At 70.0% G+C, this 18,384-nt stretch carries 12 protein-coding genes; 9 read left to right on the forward strand and 3 right to left on the reverse strand.

Annotation, left to right across the window (positions count from 1 at the left end; all coding sequences use genetic code 11):
• Positions 1-299 precede the first annotated feature (299 nt).
• The 3 genes from OG329_RS32815 to OG329_RS32825 all read left to right on the forward strand — a co-directional run bounded on the left by OG329_RS32815 (position 300) and on the right by OG329_RS32825 (position 5,565).
• On the forward strand, positions 300-1,082 hold the full coding sequence (locus tag OG329_RS32815) for a S1 family peptidase (protein ID WP_405800031.1): 783 nt from the start codon (positions 300-302) through the stop codon (positions 1,080-1,082).
• 458 nt (positions 1,083-1,540) lie between these two features.
• Positions 1,541-2,308 carry a S1 family peptidase gene (locus OG329_RS32820; RefSeq protein ID WP_405802149.1) on the forward strand — a complete coding sequence of 256 codons (768 nt, stop codon included), beginning with the start codon at positions 1,541-1,543 and terminating at the stop codon, positions 2,306-2,308.
• A gap of 149 nt (positions 2,309-2,457) precedes the next feature.
• The gene (locus tag OG329_RS32825; RefSeq protein WP_405800032.1) at positions 2,458-5,565 is read left to right on the forward strand and encodes an endo-alpha-N-acetylgalactosaminidase family protein; all 3,108 of its coding nucleotides are present in this window, start codon (positions 2,458-2,460) and stop codon (positions 5,563-5,565) included.
• Between the two features lie 101 nt (positions 5,566-5,666).
• Here OG329_RS32825 and OG329_RS32830 read toward each other — a convergent pair whose 3' ends face one another.
• Positions 5,667-7,418 (reverse strand): glycoside hydrolase family 35 protein, encoded by a 1,752-nt coding sequence (locus OG329_RS32830; protein WP_405800033.1) that lies wholly within the window; start codon positions 7,416-7,418, stop codon positions 5,667-5,669.
• 123 nt (positions 7,419-7,541) lie between these two features.
• On the opposite strand from OG329_RS32830, the gene OG329_RS32835 reads away from it, so the two are divergent.
• The 4 genes from OG329_RS32835 (at position 7,542) to OG329_RS32850 (ending at position 13,139) form a co-directional block, all read left to right on the forward strand.
• Positions 7,542-8,429 carry a helix-turn-helix domain-containing protein gene (locus OG329_RS32835; RefSeq protein WP_405802150.1) on the forward strand — a complete coding sequence of 296 codons (888 nt, stop codon included), beginning with the start codon at positions 7,542-7,544 and terminating at the stop codon, positions 8,427-8,429.
• Between the two features lie 44 nt (positions 8,430-8,473).
• A complete protein-coding gene (locus tag OG329_RS32840) occupies positions 8,474-8,836 on the forward strand; it encodes a chorismate mutase (RefSeq protein ID WP_405800035.1) in 363 nt (120 codons plus the stop codon).
• A 132-nt stretch (positions 8,837-8,968) separates the two neighbouring features.
• Entirely contained in the window at positions 8,969-11,464 is a 2,496-nt protein-coding gene (gene pepN, locus OG329_RS32845; RefSeq protein ID WP_405800036.1) for an aminopeptidase N, read from the forward strand.
• Positions 11,465-11,726: 262 nt separating this feature from the next.
• Positions 11,727-13,139, forward strand: a complete 1,413-nt coding sequence (locus OG329_RS32850) for a lysine N(6)-hydroxylase/L-ornithine N(5)-oxygenase family protein (protein ID WP_405800037.1) — start codon at positions 11,727-11,729, stop codon at positions 13,137-13,139.
• 77 nt (positions 13,140-13,216) lie between these two features.
• Here the strand turns inward: OG329_RS32850 and OG329_RS32855 are convergent, their stop codons facing one another.
• Positions 13,217-15,034 (reverse strand): bifunctional metallophosphatase/5'-nucleotidase, encoded by a 1,818-nt coding sequence (locus tag OG329_RS32855; protein WP_405800039.1) that lies wholly within the window; start codon positions 15,032-15,034, stop codon positions 13,217-13,219.
• A 230-nt stretch (positions 15,035-15,264) separates the two neighbouring features.
• Here OG329_RS32855 and OG329_RS32860 point away from each other — a divergent pair, with 230 nt between their 5' ends.
• Together OG329_RS32860 and pyk are read left to right on the forward strand one after the other, a co-directional pair.
• Entirely contained in the window at positions 15,265-15,978 is a 714-nt protein-coding gene (locus OG329_RS32860; RefSeq protein WP_405800041.1) for an SIMPL domain-containing protein, read from the forward strand.
• A gap of 158 nt (positions 15,979-16,136) precedes the next feature.
• A complete protein-coding gene (pyk, locus tag OG329_RS32865; protein ID WP_405800043.1) occupies positions 16,137-17,570 on the forward strand; it encodes a pyruvate kinase in 1,434 nt (477 codons plus the stop codon).
• A gap of 18 nt (positions 17,571-17,588) precedes the next feature.
• Here pyk and OG329_RS32870 read toward each other — a convergent pair whose 3' ends face one another.
• Positions 17,589-18,377 carry a helix-turn-helix domain-containing protein gene (locus tag OG329_RS32870; protein WP_405800044.1) on the reverse strand — a complete coding sequence of 263 codons (789 nt, stop codon included), beginning with the start codon at positions 18,375-18,377 and terminating at the stop codon, positions 17,589-17,591.
• Between the last annotated feature and the right edge of the window lie 7 nt (positions 18,378-18,384).

Raw genomic sequence — 18,384 nt, forward strand, 5'->3', positions numbered from 1 at the left:
ACGGTCGACCGCTGTCAACTGTACGGGGGGCCGCCCGACGTGCGGCGGACGGAGCCCGACCGTTCGGTTGGCCGAAACCCGCTTCTTGTGCCACGGCTGATTTCCTCCCCATAATCCGGATCACGCTGTGGCGGGCGCATACCGGCGTTCCACGTTTCACCCGTTCGTCGGTCGGCCTCGCCATGCGTACGGCACCCCCACGTGCTGAGCGTCATCCGTACATCCGTACACAGCTTTACGCACGACAGCCCCACGCAAGACGATCAAACGCACTGTTTCCCCCCACGAAAGGCAGTCAGTTGAGCTTTCTGCGTGTCCTCAAAAGATGTGCCGTCGTCGGCGCGGTCGTCCTCGCCGGTGTCAGTCTCCAGCCCACCACCGCGTCGGCCGCCCCCACCCCGGCCCCGCCGGTCGTCGGCGGTACCCCCGCCGAGCAGGGTGAGTTCCCCTTCATGGTCCGCCTCTCCATGGGCTGCGGCGGCGCGCTCTACGAGCAGGACATCGTCCTGACCGCCGCCCACTGCGTGGACGGCTCCGGCCCCGACACGAGCATCACCGCCACGGCGGGCGTCGTGGACCTCCAGAGCCCGGACGCCATCGAGGTCAACTCGACCGAGATCCTTCAGGCTCCGGGCTACAACGGCACCGGCAAGGACTGGGCGCTGATCAAGCTCGCCGAGCCGATCGACCTGCCCACGCTGGACATAGCCACGGACGACGCGCTCAACAACGGCGAGTTCACCGTCGCCGGCTGGGGCGCGGCGACCGAGGGCGGTCCGCAGGAGCGGTACATGCTCAAGGCCAACGTGCCGTTCGTCTCCGACGCGGACTGCGAGGGCGCGTACGGCAGCAGTCTCGTCCCGTCCGAGGAGATCTGCGCCGGGTTCATCGACGAGGGCGGGGTCGACACCTGCCAGGGCGACTCCGGCGGCCCGATGTTCCGTGACAACGGCGCGGGCGGCTGGATCCAGGTCGGCATCGTGAGCTGGGGCCAGGGCTGCGCGCAGCCCGGCTACCCGGGCGTCTACACCGAGGTGTCCACCTTCGCCGCGGACATCCGGTCGGCGGCGGCGGGTCTTTGACGGTCTGGAACGACGGTCTGGAACGACGGCCTGAATGACCGCCCGAATGACGGCCCGAATGACGGCCTGAATGACGGCCTGAATCACGGCCTGAAATGACGGCGGAGGGGTGGCACCCGGACCGGGTGGTCCGGGTGCCACCCCTCCCTCTTTTTCGTCCGTGTGGGCGCTGTGTCCGGCCTCGCTCGCGCGGCGGCCGGGGGAGTGGGCGTGTTCCGGTGTTCGGTGGCCGGACGGCGACCGGAGGCCGACCGTTCGGTTGGCCGAGATTCGTATCTTGTGGGGCCGCTCCCGCCCTCCGGATAATCCGGATCGCGTTCCTGTCGGGCTCATGCCAATGACGTGCGACGCGCGTCGACCCGTGTGCCCTGCAGGGACATATCCCTCAAGCCCCCACGAAAGGCAGACCGTTGAGCATTCAGGGTGTTCTCAAGAGATGCGTCACCGTCGGCGCAGTCATGCTCGCCGCCATCAGCCTCCAGACCGCGTCCTCCTCCGCCGCGCCCGTGCCGGACGCGCCCCGGACGACGCAGGCCGCGGCCCCCCTCGCCCCGCCCGTCGTCGGCGGCACCCGTGCCGCCCAGGGCGAGTTCCCCTTCATGGTCCGCCTCTCCATGGGCTGTGGCGGCTCGCTGTACTCGCCCACCGTCGTGCTCACCGCCGCGCACTGTGTGAGCGGATCGGGCAACAACACCAGCATCACCGCCACCGCCGGTGTCGTGGACCTCCAGAGCACCAGCGCCATCAAGGTCCGCTCCACCAAGGTCCTCCAGGCCCCCGGCTACAACGGCGCGGGCAAGGACTGGGCGCTCATCAAGCTCGCCACGCCCATCAACCTGCCGACCCTGAAGATCGCCACCACCACGGCGTACAACAACGGCAACTTCACCGTCGCCGGCTGGGGCGCGGCCACCGAGGGCGGCGCCCAGCAGCGCTACCTCCTCAAGGCCACCGTCCCGTTCGTCTCCGACGCCACCTGCAACTCGAACTACGGCGGCCAGATCATCGCGAGCGAGGAGATCTGCGCCGGATTCGCCGCCGGCGGCACGGACACCTGCCAGGGTGACTCCGGCGGCCCGATGTTCCGCAAGGACAACGCCGGCGCGTTCATCCAGGTCGGCATCGTGAGCTGGGGCAACGGCTGCGCCCGGCCCAACTACCCCGGTGTCTACACCGAGGTCTCCACCTTCGCCTCCGCGATCGCGTCGGCCGCCGCCACCCTCTGACCCGAGCGTGTGACCCGCGGGGCGGGACAGGTCGCGGACACGCCGTCGGCGCGTTAGTCCAAGACCTGTCCCGCCTTTGTCCATGGGCGCGCCCGCTCCCCACGACGCAAATTGACGTGCACGGAACACCGTGGACGAAGAGGAGCGACGTGAACGCCAACGCAAGTGACCGAGGCCCCCGCCGCAGAACCGTCGTGGCCGCCACCGCACTCGCCGGGGCCGGCGCCGCCCTCGCCGCTCCGGGCGGCGCCTTCGCGGCCGGTACGGGGCCGGGCCCCGTACCCGCGCCCGCCCCCGGCACCCGCGAGAGCGTCCTGCGCTCGCGCCAACTGGAGGTCCGCGTCGACAGCGGCTTTCCGCGCGTCGTGTCGTACACCGACCGTTCCACCCGCGCCGTCCTGTACGGGCAGAGCACCCCGGTCACCGACATCCTGATCAACGGCGCGCCGCACACCCCGAAGGTCACCACCCGGCCCGCCGCCCGTGGCCGGATCTCGTACACCCTCGCCTTCGACGGCGGCACCGAGATCGACGCCGAGATCACCGTCGAAGGATGGCGCGTCGACTGGCGCATCACCCGCGTCGCGGACACCGAGACCCTGCGCGTCGGCACACTGGAGGTGCCCGCGCTCGCCCTGCTCTGCGTACGCGGCGACCAGAGCGGCGCGACACTGCTGGCCGCCCGCGTCGAACTCGACAAGGCCAAGAGCGGCGACACCCTCGTCCGGCTCACACCCGACACCCCCGCCAGAGCGGCGGCAGGCTGCGCGTACGCCGTCGTCGCGCACGACCGGCTGGGCGGCGCCATCGAGACCAACACCGTGTACGACCGGCCCGCCGCCGGCACCACCTGGGACAACGGACGGCTGTGGCACCGTATCGAACGGCGCGACGGCGCCGTCGAGGCCCAACTGCGCTGCGGCCAGTGGACACACCGCGCCGACACCTCACCCGTCGACGCCACCGAACCGCTGCCGTACGCCACCGTGATCATCACCCGCGACCGGGGCGGCGACGGCACCGTCGACTGGCAGGATGCCGCCATCGCCTTCCGCGACATCATGGTCACCCCGCTCGGCGCCGACGAGCAGCATCTGCGGGTCGTCCCGCACATCCCCTTCAACTTCGCCAGCCAGGCCACCAACCCGTTCCTGGCCACACTCGACCAGGTCAAGCGGATCTCGCTGGCCACCGACGGGCTGCGCCAGTACACCCTCCTCAAGGGCTACCAGTCCGAGGGCCACGACTCGGCTCACCCCGACTACGCAGGGAACCACAACACGCGCGCCGGCGGCCTCGCCGACCTCAACACCCTCCTTGAAGAGGGCGCGAAGTGGCACAGCGACTTCGGCGTCCACGTCAACGCCACCGAGTCCTACCCCGTCGCGAACGCCTTCTCCGAGACACTTGTCGACAAAACAAACGAACAGTGGGACTGGCTCGACCAGAGCTACCGCATCGACGCCCGCCGCGACCTCGTCTCCGGCGACATCGTCACCCGCTTCAAAGACCTGCGCGACGAGACCCACCCCGCGCTCAACACCCTCTACATCGACGTCTTCCGCGAATCCGGCTGGAACTCCGACCGGCTCCAGCGCGCGCTGCGCGACCAGGGCTGGCACATCACCACCGAATGGGGCCACGGCCTGGAACGCTCGGCGCTGTGGGCGCACTGGGCGACCGAGACCGACTACGGCCCCAACACCTCACGCGGCATCAACTCCCAGCTCATCCGCTTCATCCGCAACCACCACAAGGACGTCTTCGCCGACAAGTGGCCCACACTGCTCGGCATCCCGCGCACCGGCAACTTCGAGGGCTGGGTCGGCAAGACCGACTGGAACGTGTTCTACGAGCTGATCTGGACCGAGTCACTGCCCGCCAAATACCTCCAGGCGTACCCGATCCGGCGCTGGACCGAGCACGAGATCAGCTTCGAAGGACCCACCAGGACCGTCGTGAGCGACGAGGGCGGCATCCGGCGCATCACCACCGACGGGCGGCTCGTCTACGACGGCGGTACCTACCTGCTGCCCTGGGAGCCGCGCGAGGCCAGGAACCCGGCCAAGCTCTACCACTACAACCCCAAGGGCGGCAGCACCCGCTGGCAGGTGCCGCGCGGCTGGGGCGAGCGCCCCCGCACGGCCCTGTACCGCCTCACCGACCAGGGCCGCGAACACGTCGCCGACCTGCCCGTACGGGGCGGCAACGTCACCGTCGACGCCGAGGCCGGGCAGCCGTACGTGCTCTACCCCGCCAGGGTCCCCGGCACCCCCGACCCGCACTGGGGGCAGGCCACACCGCTGACCGACCCCGGCTTCAACTCGGGCTCCACGGCCGGGTGGCGGGTGAGCGGCCCGGCCCGCGTCGAGCTGAGCGCGCTCGGTGACTACGACCTGGTGATCGGCGCCGGCGGCGCCGCCTCTGTAGGACAGCGCCTCGAACGGCTCGCACCCGGCACCTACGCCGCGTCGGTACAGGTCGAGGTCGGAAAGACGGCGGGGGAGCGGCGCCGGGCGGCCCTGGAGGTCCGTACCTCCGACGGCGTCACGGCGGTCAACTTCACCGAAAGCTCCACGGCGGGCAACTACGTCGCCGCCGACCGCAAGCACGGCAGCCGCTTCCAGAGGATGTTCACCTACTTCACCGTCCCGGAGCGCGGCGGCCCCGTCGACCTCCTACTGAAGGCGGCGGCGGGCGAGGCACAGGTGCGCTTCGACAACGTCCGCGTCGTCCGCGCGGTGCGCTCCACGAAGCGCGACGCGCTCGCGTACGAGGACTTCCAGCACGTCCCACAGGGCTGGGGCCCCTTCGTGAAGGGCGACGCGGGCGGCGCCACCGACCCCCGCACCCATATCGCGCAGCGGCACGCGCCGTTCACGCAGCGCGGCTGGAACGGCAAGGTGATCGACGATGTCATCGACGGCACCGAATCGCTCAAGTCACGCGGCGAGAACGACGGGCTGGTGTACCGCACGGTGGAACACACCGTCCGCTTCGAGCCGGGCACGCGCTACCGCGTCACCTTCCGTTACGAGAACGAGAAGGCCGGCCAGTACGCCTGGGTCACGGCGGTGGACGAGCCCGGGGAGCGGGAGCTGTCCCGTACACAACTGCCCGTGGCCACCGAACCGGCCGTCCTGAGCTACGAGTTCACCGCGCCGCACGACGGGCAGGCGTGGGTCGGGCTGCGCAAGGTCGGGGACGACGGGACGGCGGAGTTCGTGCTGGACGCGTTCGAGGTCCGCGAGGCGTAGACGCGGGCCGGCCGGCCGGCAGACAGACAGACAGACAGGCAGACGCAGGAAGGCCGGGCGGGCCGCGCGCACGCGACCCGCCCGGCCAACCCCCCGTAGCCTCACGCCAGTTGTACGTGCCCCTCGCCCGCGCTCTCCAGCTCCAGCACCCACACCTCGTTGCGCCCCGCGCGCAGCACCGGCCCCGGCACATACAGCGACTCCTGCGGCCCCACCGCCCAATAGCGCCCCAGACAGCAGCCGTTGACCCACACGAAGCCCCGCGTCCAGCCGGGCAGCCAGAGCCGGGCGTCACCGGGGGACGCGATATCGACCGACCCCCGGTACAGGCCCCGCGCCCCCGGCCGCACCGGGGCGCGGAATGCCAGCGCGGCGACCGCCTCCGCGTCGTCCAAGGCGTCCAGCCGCAGCCCCCGCGCCCGTACCCCGTGCAGATACTGCCGCTCGTGCAGGAAACCGCCCGTGATCCCCTTCGGCTCGCCCGTACGCGGCCCGTAGTTGACCCGCCCCAGGGACTCCACCCACGCCTCGACCACCGCGGGCCCGGCCACCGGCTCCGCCAGTACCGGGTCCTGTTCGCTCAGCACCCCGGCCCGGACCCCGTCGACCTGGACGACCGCCAGATCGCGCAGCCCGGCCAGCGTGAGCGGATACGGCCGCCGGGGCCCCGGCACCGCCACCCGGTAGCGCACCAGCCCCCGGTCCACGCCCAGCTCCTCGAAGGACGGCGGCATCGGCGTCCGCGTCTCCGGCCCGCCCAGCGCATCGATCACCTCGTCCAGCGGCACCCACGCGTCCAGCGCCACGCGCACCGGCCCCTCACCCAGCACGGGCGGCGCCGGCGGTACGTCGGGCAGCGGCCCCTGCTGGTAGCGCGCCAGGACCTCCCGGAACAGCCAGAACTTCGCCGTGGGCCGCCCCGCCTCGTCCACCGGCGCGTCGTAGTCGTACGACGTCACGTCCGGCTCCAGCACGCCCCCGTGCAGCGCGCCCGCGCGATTGGCGCCCGCCCGGCCCGCGAAGTTCGTACCGCCGTGCGCCATATAGATGTTCACCGACGCCCCGCACTCAAGGATCTCCCGCAGCGCGTCCGCCGCGTCCGCCGGATCACGCACCACATGCGCGGCGCCCCAGTGGTCGAACCAGCCGCACCAGAACTCCATGCACATCAACGGACCCCGGGCCCGGTGCTCGCGCAGCGTCGCGAACGCCGCGCGGGCCCCCGAACCGAAGTTCACCGTCGCCAGCACACCGCGCACCGAACCGCCGGTCAGCATGTGGTCCTCCGGGCCGTCGGAGGTGAACAGCGGCACATCGATGCCGCAGGTACGCAGCAGCGCGGCCAGAGAAGAGAGGTACGGCAGGTCGGAGCCGTAACTCCCGTACTCGTTCTCGACCTGCACCATGATCACCGGGCCGCCGCGGCTGATCTGGCGCGAGACGACCTGCGGCATCAGACGGCGGAACCACCGCTCCACCGGGCCCACAAACGCCGGATCACCGGTCCGTACACGCGCACCCACCGCCGCCGTCAGCCAGTACGGCAGCCCGCCGTTGTCCCACTCCGCGCAGATGTACGGGCCCGGCCGCACGATCGCCCACAACCCCGCGTCCTCGGCCGCGTCCAGGAACCGGCCCAGCGCCGCCACGTCCGCGTAACGGCCCGGCGCGGGCTCGTGCAGATCCCACGGGACATACGTCTCCACACAGTTCAGGCCCATCGCCCGCAGCATCCGCAGCCGGTGCGGCCACTGCTCCTCATGGACCCGGAAGTAGTGCAGCGCCCCCGAAAGCAGCCGTACCGGGCGGCCGTCCACCAGGAAATCCTTGTCACCTACAGTGAACTCGGCCACGCCGCCGCCCTTCGATCGATCATGTGCCGGGCCCAGCCTGGCCCCCTGGTCAGGGGCCGGTCCATGGACAAAGATCGGCGGTGCATGGACGCAGACGAAACCGGCAGGGAGGCGCGGAAGCGGATGTACCACACGTGGATGCGGTACTTCACCCCCAGCCCCGTCCACCACCGCCTCGGCCTCGTCTGCCTCGGCGTCGGCCTCCAGCACGGCCAACTGCCCACCGTCGGACCCCGCGTCCTCGACCACCACGTCGCCGTCGTCATCGGCGCGGGCGGCGGCTGGTACCGCGACGCCGAAGGGCACCGCACCACCGTCACCGCGCCCGCGCTCCTCTGGCTCGTCCCCGGCGTAGCGCACCACTACGGCGCCGACCCCGAGACCGGCTGGGACGAGAGCTTCGTCGACTTCACCGGGCCCGCCACCGCCACATACACCGAACTCGGCTACATCGAGACCGGCCGCCCCGTCGTCCCCCTCGCCGACGCGGCCGGCGCGCGCGCCGCCGTCGGCCGCATCGTGCGCGCCGCGCGGCGCGGCAACCCGCTCCTGGACGTCGAGACCGGCGCCGCCGTCCACGAACTCCTCGTCGCGCTGCGCCGCGACCGCGCCGACACCAACGCCGAAGGCGACCTGGTCCTTCAGGCCCTCGCCCGCGACGCCTTCCTTCCGCTGTCCGTCGCCGAACACGCCGCACGGCACGGCATGAGCGCCGCCGAACTGCGCAACGCCGTACGCAGGGGCGCCGGATGCAGCCCCAAGGACTATCTGCTGGGCATCAGACTCGGCCGCGCCAAAGAACTCCTCGCCGCCACCGAACTGCCCGTCGCCGCCGTCGCGCGCCGCGTCGGCTACGACGATCCGGCGTACTTCTCCCGGCTGTTCACCCGCCGCGTGGGCACCGCACCGATCCGCTTCCGCGAGCGCCAGGGCCGCACCGTCCCCGGCGGCTGGAGCGACCGCGTCCCCGACCCGGACCACCCACCGACGATCGCGACGCCCTCTCCTTGAGACGCCCCGGCCGCCGCGCGCGACAACCCCTAAGCTTCCCCACCATGACCACGAGTGACAACGGCGACAACGGCGACAACGGCGGCATCGACCAGTCCGTCCAAGCCGAGCTGGACCGGCTCCGCGGAAGCATCGACAACATCGACGCGGCCGTCGTCCATATGCTGGCCGAACGGTTCAAATGCACCCAACAGGTCGGCCTCCTCAAGGCCGCACACCATCTGCCGCCCGCCGACCCGGCCCGCGAGTCCCGCCAGATCATCCGGCTGCGGCAGCTCGCCGAGAGCGCGCGGCTCGACCCCGCCTTCGCCGAGAAACTGCTCAACTTCATCATCGCCGAGGTGATCCGCCACCACGAGACGATCGCGGACGGCTCGGGGCGCCTCCCCGGAGCGGACCGCGCCTGAGCCGAGGGCTCCTGAGCCGGTCACCCAGCCACCCCCACACCCCCCGACCGCGCCCGCGCAACCCCCTCCCGTGCGCTGACAGCGCAACCCCCACCTGCTGCGCGGCCCCGACCCATCGGGCAGCATGACTCCATGTCCGTACTGACGCGCGACGAAGCGCAGACCCGTGCCCAGCTCATCGACGTCCACCGGTACACGGTCGCCCTCGACCTGACCACCGGCGACGAGACCTTCGAGTCCCGTGCCGCCATCCACTTCACCGCCCTCGCGGCCGGCGACACCTTTGTCGAGCTGAAGCCCGACCTGCTGCGCTCCGTCACCCTCGACGGACAGCCCCTGGACCCCGGCGCGCTCAACGGCAACCGCCTCGCGCTCCCCTCACTCGCCGCCGGCGAACACGAACTGCTCGTCGACGCCACCATGCGCTACTCGCGCACCGGCGAGGGCATGCACCGCTTCACCGACCCCACCGACGGCGAGACCTACGCCTACACCCAGATGTTCCTCGAAGACGTCCAGCGGGTCTTCGCCGTCTTCGACCAGCCCGACCTCAAGGCCGTCTTCCAACTCACCGTCACCGCACCCGAAGGCTGGACCGTCCTCGGCAACAGCATCGCCACCGACGAGGGCGACGGCCGCTGGAGCCTCGCCCCGACCCCGCCCATCTCCACCTACCTGGTCGCCGTCGCCGCCGGCCCCTGGCACTCCGTACGCACCGAACACGCCGGCCTGCCCTTCGGCATCCACTGCCGCCGCTCCCTGGCACCCCACCTCGACATCGACGCCGACGAGATCTTCGCCATCACCCGCGCCTGCTACGACCGCTACCACGAGAAGTTCGAGGAGCCGTACCCCTTCGACTCCTACGACCAGGCATTCGTCCCCGAATTCAACGCGGGCGCCATGGAGAACCCGGGCCTCGTCACCTTCCGCGACGAATTCGTCTACCGCTCCGCCGTCACCGACACCGAGCGGCAGACCCGCGCCATGGTCATCGCCCACGAGATGGCCCACATGTGGTTCGGCGACCTCGTCACCCTCACCTGGTGGGACGACATCTGGCTGAACGAGTCCTTCGCCGAGTACATGGGCTACCAGACCCTCACCGAGGCCACCGACTACACCGACACCTGGGTCGCCTTCGGCATCGACCGCAAGTCCTGGGGCTACGACGCCGACCAGCGCCCCTCCACCCACCCCGTCGCGCCCGACCCCGACGCCGTGCCCGACACCGCCTCCGCGATGCTCAACTTCGACGGCATCTCCTACGCCAAGGGCGCCTCCGCGCTGCGCCAACTCGTCGCCTGGATCGGCGAGAAGGACTTCCTCGCCGGCATCAACACCCACTTCGCCCGGCACAAGTTCGCCAACGCCACCCTCGCCGACTTCATCGACTCCCTCGCCGCCTCCACCGACCGCGACGTGCACCGGTGGGCCGAGCAGTGGCTGCGCACCACCGGCGTCGACACCCTCACCCCCACCGTCGGCAACGGCTCCGAGGCCAACTGGACACTCGACGTCGCCCAGCAGGGCGACCGCCCGCACCGTATCTCCGTCGGAACCTACGACCGCGACCTCGTCGACCCCGGCCACCTCACCCCACGCGACCGCTTCGAGATCGACATCCCGCAGCAGGACGGCCCCACCGTCCGCCCCGGCCGCCGCCCCGACCTCGTCGTCCTCAACGACGGCGACCGCAGCTACGCCAAGATCCGCCTGGACGACCGCTCCTGGGCCACCGCGCTCGACTCCCTCGCCGGCATCCCCGACCCGCTCACCCGCACCGTCCTGTGGATCGCGGCCCGCGACATGGTCCGCGACGGCGAACTCGCCCCCACCGCCTACCTGGACGCCGCCCGCACCCACCTCCCGCACGAGTCCGACCTGGCCATCGTCCAAGGCGTACTCGCCTTCGCCACCACCCACATCGCCGACCGCTACCTCGACCCCGCCGACCGGACCACCGCCCTCGCCGGCGTCACCGCCATCTGCCGCGCCCTCATCCGCCGCACCGAGGACGGCCACGCGCCCGGCCTGCGCCTCACCGCCGTACGCCACTTCATCTCCGCCGCCACCCAGCCCGAAGGCATCCAGGACTGGCTCGGCTCCGGCTCCATCCCCGACGGCCCCGAACTCGACCCCGAACTGCGCTGGCGCATCCTCTACCGCCTCGCCGTCCTCGGCGCCGTCGACGACACCGCCATCACCGCCGAACTCGACCGCGACCCCAGCGCCACCGGCCAGGAAGGCGCCGCCCGCTGCCGCGCCGCCCTCCCCGACGCCGCCGCCAAAGCCGCCGCCTGGGACCGGCTGTTCCGCACCGACAACCTGTCCAACCACCTCTTCACCGCCACCGCCCAAGGCTTCTGGCAGCCCGAACAGACCGACCTCGTACGTGAATACGTCCCGCGCTTCTACACCGACGCCGTCGAACTCGCCAACCGCCGCGGCCCCGCCATCGCCGACTTCGCCGGCCGCTACGCCTTCCCCATCCACGCCGTGGACCCGCAATCACTGCGCCTGGGCGAGGAATGCCTGACCGGAGCGGACCTCCTGCCCGCCCTGCGCCGCAAGCTGGTCGACCAACTGGACGACCTGCGCCGCGCGCTGCGGGTCCGAACAGGCTGACCCCGCCGCCCTCTTCACGAGGACGGGCCCGGCACCCGCGCGGGAACCCGGCCCGTCCTCACAAGGAAGACACCGCCTCCGTAAGACCGCCTCCGTAAGACCGCCTCCGTAAGCACGCCTCCGTAAGAAGGCATACGCACACACTCTCCTTCAGCGCACGCCGATACCCCTTCGGGGTCCGGATCGTTGTGCACCGTGGGCACCGCCCGAACGACCCCGGGCACCCCGGTGCAGCCGCCCCACGCGCCCTGAAGGACCCTCCATGACCGACCTGTCAGCAGATGACCACGACCGGCCGCACGATCTGGTCGGCATCGGCATCGGCCCGTTCAACCTCTCCCTCGCCGCGCTCGCCGACGGCGTCCACGGAGGACTCGACGCGGTCTTCTACGAACAGCGCCCCGCCTTCCACTGGCACCCCGGCCTGCTCCTCGACGGCGCCAGGCTCCAGGTGCCCTTCCTGGCGGACCTCGTGACCCTCGTCGACCCGGCGAGCCCCTGGTCCTTCCTCAGCTACCTCAGGGCGCGCGAACGGCTCTACCCCTTCTACTTCGCCGAGCGCTTCCACATCCAGCGCGCCGAATACGACGCCTACTGCCGCTGGGTCAGCGAACAACTCCCCGGACTCCACTTCGGCCACCAGGTCGACGCAGTCCGCTGGAACGGCGAACGCGGCCTGTTCGAAGTCGACTTCACCCAACTCGACAGCGACGGCGAAGTCGAGGCACTGGGCCGCGCCTACACTCGCGACGTCGTCCTCGGCATCGGCACCGAGCCCTACATCCCCGACCCGCTCAAACTCCTCGCCGAGGCCCCCGCCGTCCCCGTGATCCACTCGGCCGACTACCTCGACCACCGCGAGCGCATCCTCGAAGCCGAACACATCACCGTCGTCGGCTCCGGACAGTCCGGCGCCGAGGTCTTCCTCGACCTGCTGCGCGCCCGCCCCGCCGGCGCCGAGAAGCTCCACTGGCTCGCCCGCACCGACGCGTTCTCCCCCATGGAGTACTCCAAGCTCGGCCTCGAACACTTCACCCCCGACTACACCGCCTACTTCCACGCACTGCCCGAACAGGCACGCGACGAACTCGTCCCGCGCCAGTGGCAACTCCACAAAGGCATCGACACCGACACCATCGCCGCCATCCACGACGAGCTGTACCGCCGCACCACGCACGGCGGCTGGCCCGACGCCGTCCTCACCCCCGGCGTCCTCGTCCGCACCGCGGGACGCGTCGGCGCCACCAGGATCGAACTCCACCTGGAACACGCCCAGCAGTCCGGCCGCTCCCGCCTCACCACCGACGCCGTCGTCCTCGCCACCGGCTACCGCGAACGCCCCCTCGGCCGGCTCCTGGCCGGACTCGACCCGTACATGCGGCTCGACAAATCCCAGCGCCCGCGCGTCGACGACCGCTACCGACTGGCCCTCGACCCCTCGGTCACCGGCTCGGTCTACGTACAGAACGCCGAACGCCACACACACGGCGTCGGCGCCCCCGACCTCGGACTCGCCGCCTGGCGCAGCGCCACCATCCTCAACTCGCACACCGGCACCGAGCCCTACCCACTGCCCCACCGCACCGCGTTCACCAGCTTCGGCCTCGACGGACAGGAAAGGCACCGGCAGGTGCCGGTGCCCAGGGGCCTCGTGCCGCTCTCCGAAGTGCGCTGACCCACTTCCTCCGCGAGGTTTGCGCCGGTGCGGTGCCGAGGGGACGGCACCACACCGGCGCGTCATCGCGCGACGAGTCAGAAGACCGGGGTGCCGTCGCGCGTGAGTTTCCAGTCCACCGAGGCGAACGACGCCGGGTCGACGGTCTTCTCCGCCTGCACCCACGTGATGATCGTGTTGCGGATCTCGTCCGGATCGGCCCACAACTGCCGGGCACCCGCGACATGCGGGAAGTTCCCGCCACCGCTCGCCCGATAGTTGTTCACCGCCAGCACGAACTGCGCCGCCGGATCCAGCGCCTTGCCCTCGAACGACAGATTCACGATCCGCGAACCGGCCGGCTTCGCGATGTCGATCTCGTACGTCAGCCCCGACACCACGTCGTAGTTGTAATCCGGGATGTTGTCCGCGTTCGTCAGCTTCGACGTGTCCACCGGCGCGCCCGCCGCCGTCTGTACGTAGTACTTGGCCGAGAACTCCAGATAATCCTTGAGCTGAGCACCCGTCAGCAACCGCGCCTCCAAGGTGTTCTCGAACGGATACAGCCCCGCCGCGTCCTTGATGGTCACCTCACCCGCCGGAATCCCCGCCGTACGCGAGAAGCACGACGCCTGCGACAGCAACGGCAGCGCCGCCCACTCACCGCCCGCCAGACCCGCCTTCACCGTCCGCGTCTGCACATGGTTGATCAGATCGATCAACGGCTCGTCCCGCCACGGCGCGTCGGCCGTCGTCATCGCCGCCGTCGACGTCCCGATGACCTGGTTGACATAACTCACCACCTTGCGGTGCTCGTCCACCAGCAGCCCCGTGATCTTCGGATCCTCGTCCACCGTGTTCGAGTTGAGGACCTGGGCCCCCACCTTCTCCACCGACCAGCGGCCCCGCTCCCACACCAGATCGAAGTCGAACAGCGTCAGCCGCTGCCCCCACTTCAACGGCTCCGACAACACCACGTCCTTGCCGGTCTCCTTGTTGGCCACCCGGTACTCGGCAATCTCACTGTGCGCGTGCCCGACCAGAATCGCGTCGATACCCGCCACCTGCTCGGCCACCAGACCCGCCGCGTTCTCGACATGCGGAAGCTGATCTCCGTAGGAGGACGTACCGCTCGACCCCGAGTGCGCGGACACGATCACCACATCGGCGCCCATCGACCGCAGCTTCGGCACCCACTTCGCCGCCTGCTCCTCCAGGCCCGGGAACGTCATCTTCCCCTGCACGTTCGCCTTGTCCCAGATCGCGATACCCGGATTCGTCAGCCCCAGCACCGCCACCCGCACATCACGCCCGTGCGGCGTACGCAGCCTCTTGATCACATACGGCGGGAACGCGGGCCGCAGCGTCTTCGCGTCCAGCGCGTTGGCACCCAGCAGCGGGAAACGGCACTGCTCCTCGAACTTCCGCAGCACCGGGATGCCGTAATTGAACTCGTGATTGCCGAGCGCCGCCGCGTCGTAACCGATCGCGTTCATCGCCTGCGCCATCGGGTGCACCGGGCCGTGCTTCGCCGTGATCGGGTCGATCTTGGCGTAGTAGTACGAGAGCTGAGTGCCCTGGATGGTGTCACCCGCGTCGATGAGCAGCGTGTTGCCGCGGCCCTTCTCCTTACGGATGCGATTCACCAACGTGGAGATCTTCGCCAGACCGACATCGTTACGGGCCTTGTCGTCGAACTCCTTGTCCGTGAAGTAGTCCCAGTTGAAGACATTCCCGTGCAGGTCGGTCGTGCCCATCACGGTGAACGAATACCGCTTCGGCGGACGCCCCTGGCCCTGCCCGGCGACGGCGCCCGACTCCCGCGCGCCCGCCGGGACGGCGACGCCCCCGGCGATCGCCACACCGGCTCCGGCGGCGGCCGACCGTTCCAGGAACGTCCTTCTGTTCAGCGGCATCGCTACTCCCTCGATCTCGTCACCCACACGCACAACGCGCGTAGATAGGGCGGCTAGATTCTGACGCAGGAACGCCGGATCGAACACCCCCGCAGGGTTTCGATCCGATGACCACCGAGTGTCGTGCCCCCGAGGCAGCCCGGTGGGAGAGTGGCCCCGTACGCCGCCACGCCCCCCCCTTCCCCCCTCCCCACCCGCCCAACTCGCCACCGTACGAAGGAGAACCACCCGTGACCACCGACGCCTCCGTCCCCGCCCCCTCCGCGCCCTACGGCACCCCCGAAACCCCCAGGGTCGCCGTCCGCGGCGAAGCACGCCTGGAGTTCGACCCCGAGATCGCCAGGATCGGCGTCTCGATCAGCGCGCGCGGCACGGACCGGCGCACCGCGCTCGAAGACCTCACCCGCCGCAACAACGAAGTCCTGACCCTCATCAAGTCGTACGGCGACGCTGTCGAAAAACTGGAAACCGGCTCCTTCTCCATCAACCCCGAACTCACCCGGCACGGCCGCGGCGAACGCATCCGCGCCTACCACGGCCGGGTCAACATCAACGCCGAACTCGCCGACTTCACCGCACTCGGCGAACTCACCACCCGCTTCGCCGACCTCGAACTCACCACCGTCGACGGCCCCTGGTGGGCCCTGCGCCCCGACTCGCCCGCACACGGCGAAGCCCGCCGGCAAGCCGTCCGCGAAGCGGTCCAGCGCGCCCGCGAGTACGCCGGAGCCCTCGGCGCGAGCCTCGCGGCGCTCGTCGAGCTGGCCGACATCGGAGCCGAGAACGCCACACCGTACGCGGCGCGTACCCCCCGCTACGCGATGAGTTACGGCGGAGCCCCCGAGGCCGCCGCCGCGGCCCCCGCGCTCGATCTCGAACCGCAGCGCCAGACCGTCTACGCGCAGGTGAACGCCCGCTTCACCATGACCCCGCCGGTCCTGTGACCACCCGTCCCACCCCGGACGTCGACAACCTCCGAATATCGCTCATCAGAGCGCCCGTGCGCGCACTTCAACACTTGTCAACAACCCTTCACGCAAAGGTTGTTGAGTAGTCATGTGAGACCAATTACCTACCCGACGGTAAGGTTTAGTCTCGAATCATGCGCCGAGCAAAAATCGTCTGTACTTTGGGGCCCGCCACCGACTCGTACGACCAGATCAAAGCACTGGTCGAGGCCGGAATGGACGTCGCCCGCTTCAACCTCAGCCACGGCACCTACGTCGAGCACGAGGAGCGCTACCAGCGCGTACGCAAGGCCGCCGAGGAAACCGGCCGCAGCGTGGGAATCCTCGCCGACCTTCAAGGCCCGAAGATCCGTCTCGGACGCTTCCGCGAAGGCCCCGTACTCCTCGAACGCGGCGACGAATTCACCATCACCGTCGAACACCTCGAAGGCGACCGCCACACCTGCGGCACCACCTACGAAGGACTCGCCGACGACGTGACCACCGGCGAACTCATCCTCGTCGACGACGGCAAGGTGACCCTTGAGGTCACCGGGGTCGACGGACCCCGCGTACGCACCACGGTGATCGAAGGCGGCATGGTCTCCGACAACAAGGGACTCAACCTCCCCGGCGTCGCCGTATCCGTCCCCGCACTGTCCGAGAAGGACATCGACGACCTGCGCTGGGCACTGCGCGTCGGCGCCGACGTCGTCGCCCTGTCCTTCGTACGCAGCGGACGCGACATCGAGGACGTCCACCGCATCATGGACGAAGAAGGCCGGCGCGTCCCCGTCATCGCCAAGGTCGAGAAGCCGCAGGCCGTGGAGAACATAGACGATATCGTCGCCGCGTTCGACGGCATCATGGTCGCCCGCGGCGACCTCGGCGTCGAGATGCCGCTCGAGCAGGTCCCGATCGTGCAGAAACGCGCGATCAAGCTCGCGAAGCGCAACGCGAAGCCGGTCATCGTCGCCACGCAGATGCTCGACTCGATGATCGACAACTCCCGGCCCACCCGCGCCGAAGCGTCCGACGTCGCCAACGCCGTCATCGACGGCACCGACGCGGTCATGCTCTCCGGCGAGACAAGCGTCGGCAAATACCCCGTCGAAACCGTCCGGACGATGAGCCGCATCGTGGAGGCGGCAGAGGAAGACGTCCTGGCCAAGGGCCTCCCCCCGCTCACCGAACGCAACAAACCCCGCACCCAGGGCGGCGCGGTCGCCCGCGCGGCGGCCGAGATGGGCGACTTCCTCGGCGCGAAGTTCCTGGTCGCGTTCACCCAGTCCGGCGACACGGTCAAACGCCTCTCCCGCTACCGCTCCCCGATCCCGCTGCTCGCCTTCACCCCCGACCCGGCGACCCGGGCGCAGCTCAACCTCACCTGGGGCGTGGAGGCGTTCCTCGGCCCGCACGTGGAGTCGACGGACGCGATGGTCGACCAGGTGGACGAACAACTACTGCGGATCGGCCGCTGCGCGAAGGGCGACGTCGTGGTCATCACGGCGGGCTCCCCGCCGGGAGTCGCGGGCTCCACGAACCTGGTCCGGGTCCACCACATCGGCGAGGACGACAGCCCGAAGTAGCGGGTGTCGGGCCGGAGTTCAGTACTTCGGCCCGACGTGGGCGTCCATGAGAGCGACGGATGCCTTCTTGGCGACGGAGATGTTGTACGGCTCGCCGTGCCGGGTGCAGTGCCTCCATTCGATGCCGAGACGGTCGAGCGTGTCGGTGTAGAGCTGCCGGATGTCGTCGGAGACGTTGGTGAACCAGTAGCGGGGGTACTCGTACCGCTTCCGCTCGCCGTTGACGACGCGGGTGGTCCAGTTCATGTTGCGGCAGCCGTCGGAATGGATCAGTCCCCGGATGAGCCCCCAGGGGTGTTCCGCCACGATTTCCTGCTGCCAGGAGGCGAGCACGATGGGCCGCTCGTGCTTCCTGCCGGGGCCGTGCTGCGGGAACAGACAGTAAAGGTGCTTCGAGTAGACCTTGACGTCGCTGCATCCAGTTCTCCGAACCCGGCAGACGGAGTTGTCGGGGAAGACCGCGCGTATCGCCGCCTCGCACTCGTCCATCAGCCCAGGCCAGCTCTCGGTGCAGGTGATCGCGAGACTCGGCACCCGGACGCCGGCGTGCTGGCTGATGTGTCCGTCACCCAGGTAGAGGCCCAGAAGATACGCGTACGCCGCCTCGTCGAGTTCTCGTCCGTCGCAACGCGGGCACGGGCGGAAGCCGGTCCCCGGGCATTCGCCGCGCTTGGCGCGGTCCATGTGCAGCCAGTAGCTGACGGTGCCGGGCGGGATCTTCATCCGGCGGGCCACTTCTCGGTTGCTCATGCCATCACGCAGCAGTGTCAGGGCCTTCTGCCGCACTTCAGTGCCGTGGAAGTTCATGAGACTA

The organism is Streptomyces sp. NBC_01506 (genome assembly GCF_045040295.1).
Classification (GTDB): domain Bacteria; phylum Actinomycetota; class Actinomycetes; order Streptomycetales; family Streptomycetaceae; genus Streptomyces.

Bases quoted from the DNA above. Each gene is read 5' to 3' on its own strand.
- OG329_RS32820 (WP_405802149.1), top strand. From the start codon at position 1,541: ATGCTCGCCGCCATCAGCCTCCAGACCGCGTCCTCCTCCGCCGCGCCC.
- OG329_RS32835 (WP_405802150.1), top strand. From the start codon at position 7,542: ATGTACCACACGTGGATGCGGTACTTCACCCCCAGCCCCGTCCACCAC.
- OG329_RS32840 (WP_405800035.1), top strand. From the start codon at position 8,474: ATGACCACGAGTGACAACGGCGACAACGGCGACAACGGCGGCATCGAC.
- pepN (WP_405800036.1), top strand. From the start codon at position 8,969: ATGTCCGTACTGACGCGCGACGAAGCGCAGACCCGTGCCCAGCTCATC.
- OG329_RS32850 (WP_405800037.1), top strand. From the start codon at position 11,727: ATGACCGACCTGTCAGCAGATGACCACGACCGGCCGCACGATCTGGTC.
- OG329_RS32855 (WP_405800039.1), bottom strand. From the start codon at position 15,034: ATGCCGCTGAACAGAAGGACGTTCCTGGAACGGTCGGCCGCCGCCGGA.
- pyk (WP_405800043.1), top strand. From the start codon at position 16,137: ATGCGCCGAGCAAAAATCGTCTGTACTTTGGGGCCCGCCACCGACTCG.
- OG329_RS32870 (WP_405800044.1), bottom strand. From the start codon at position 18,377: ATGAACTTCCACGGCACTGAAGTGCGGCAGAAGGCCCTGACACTGCTG.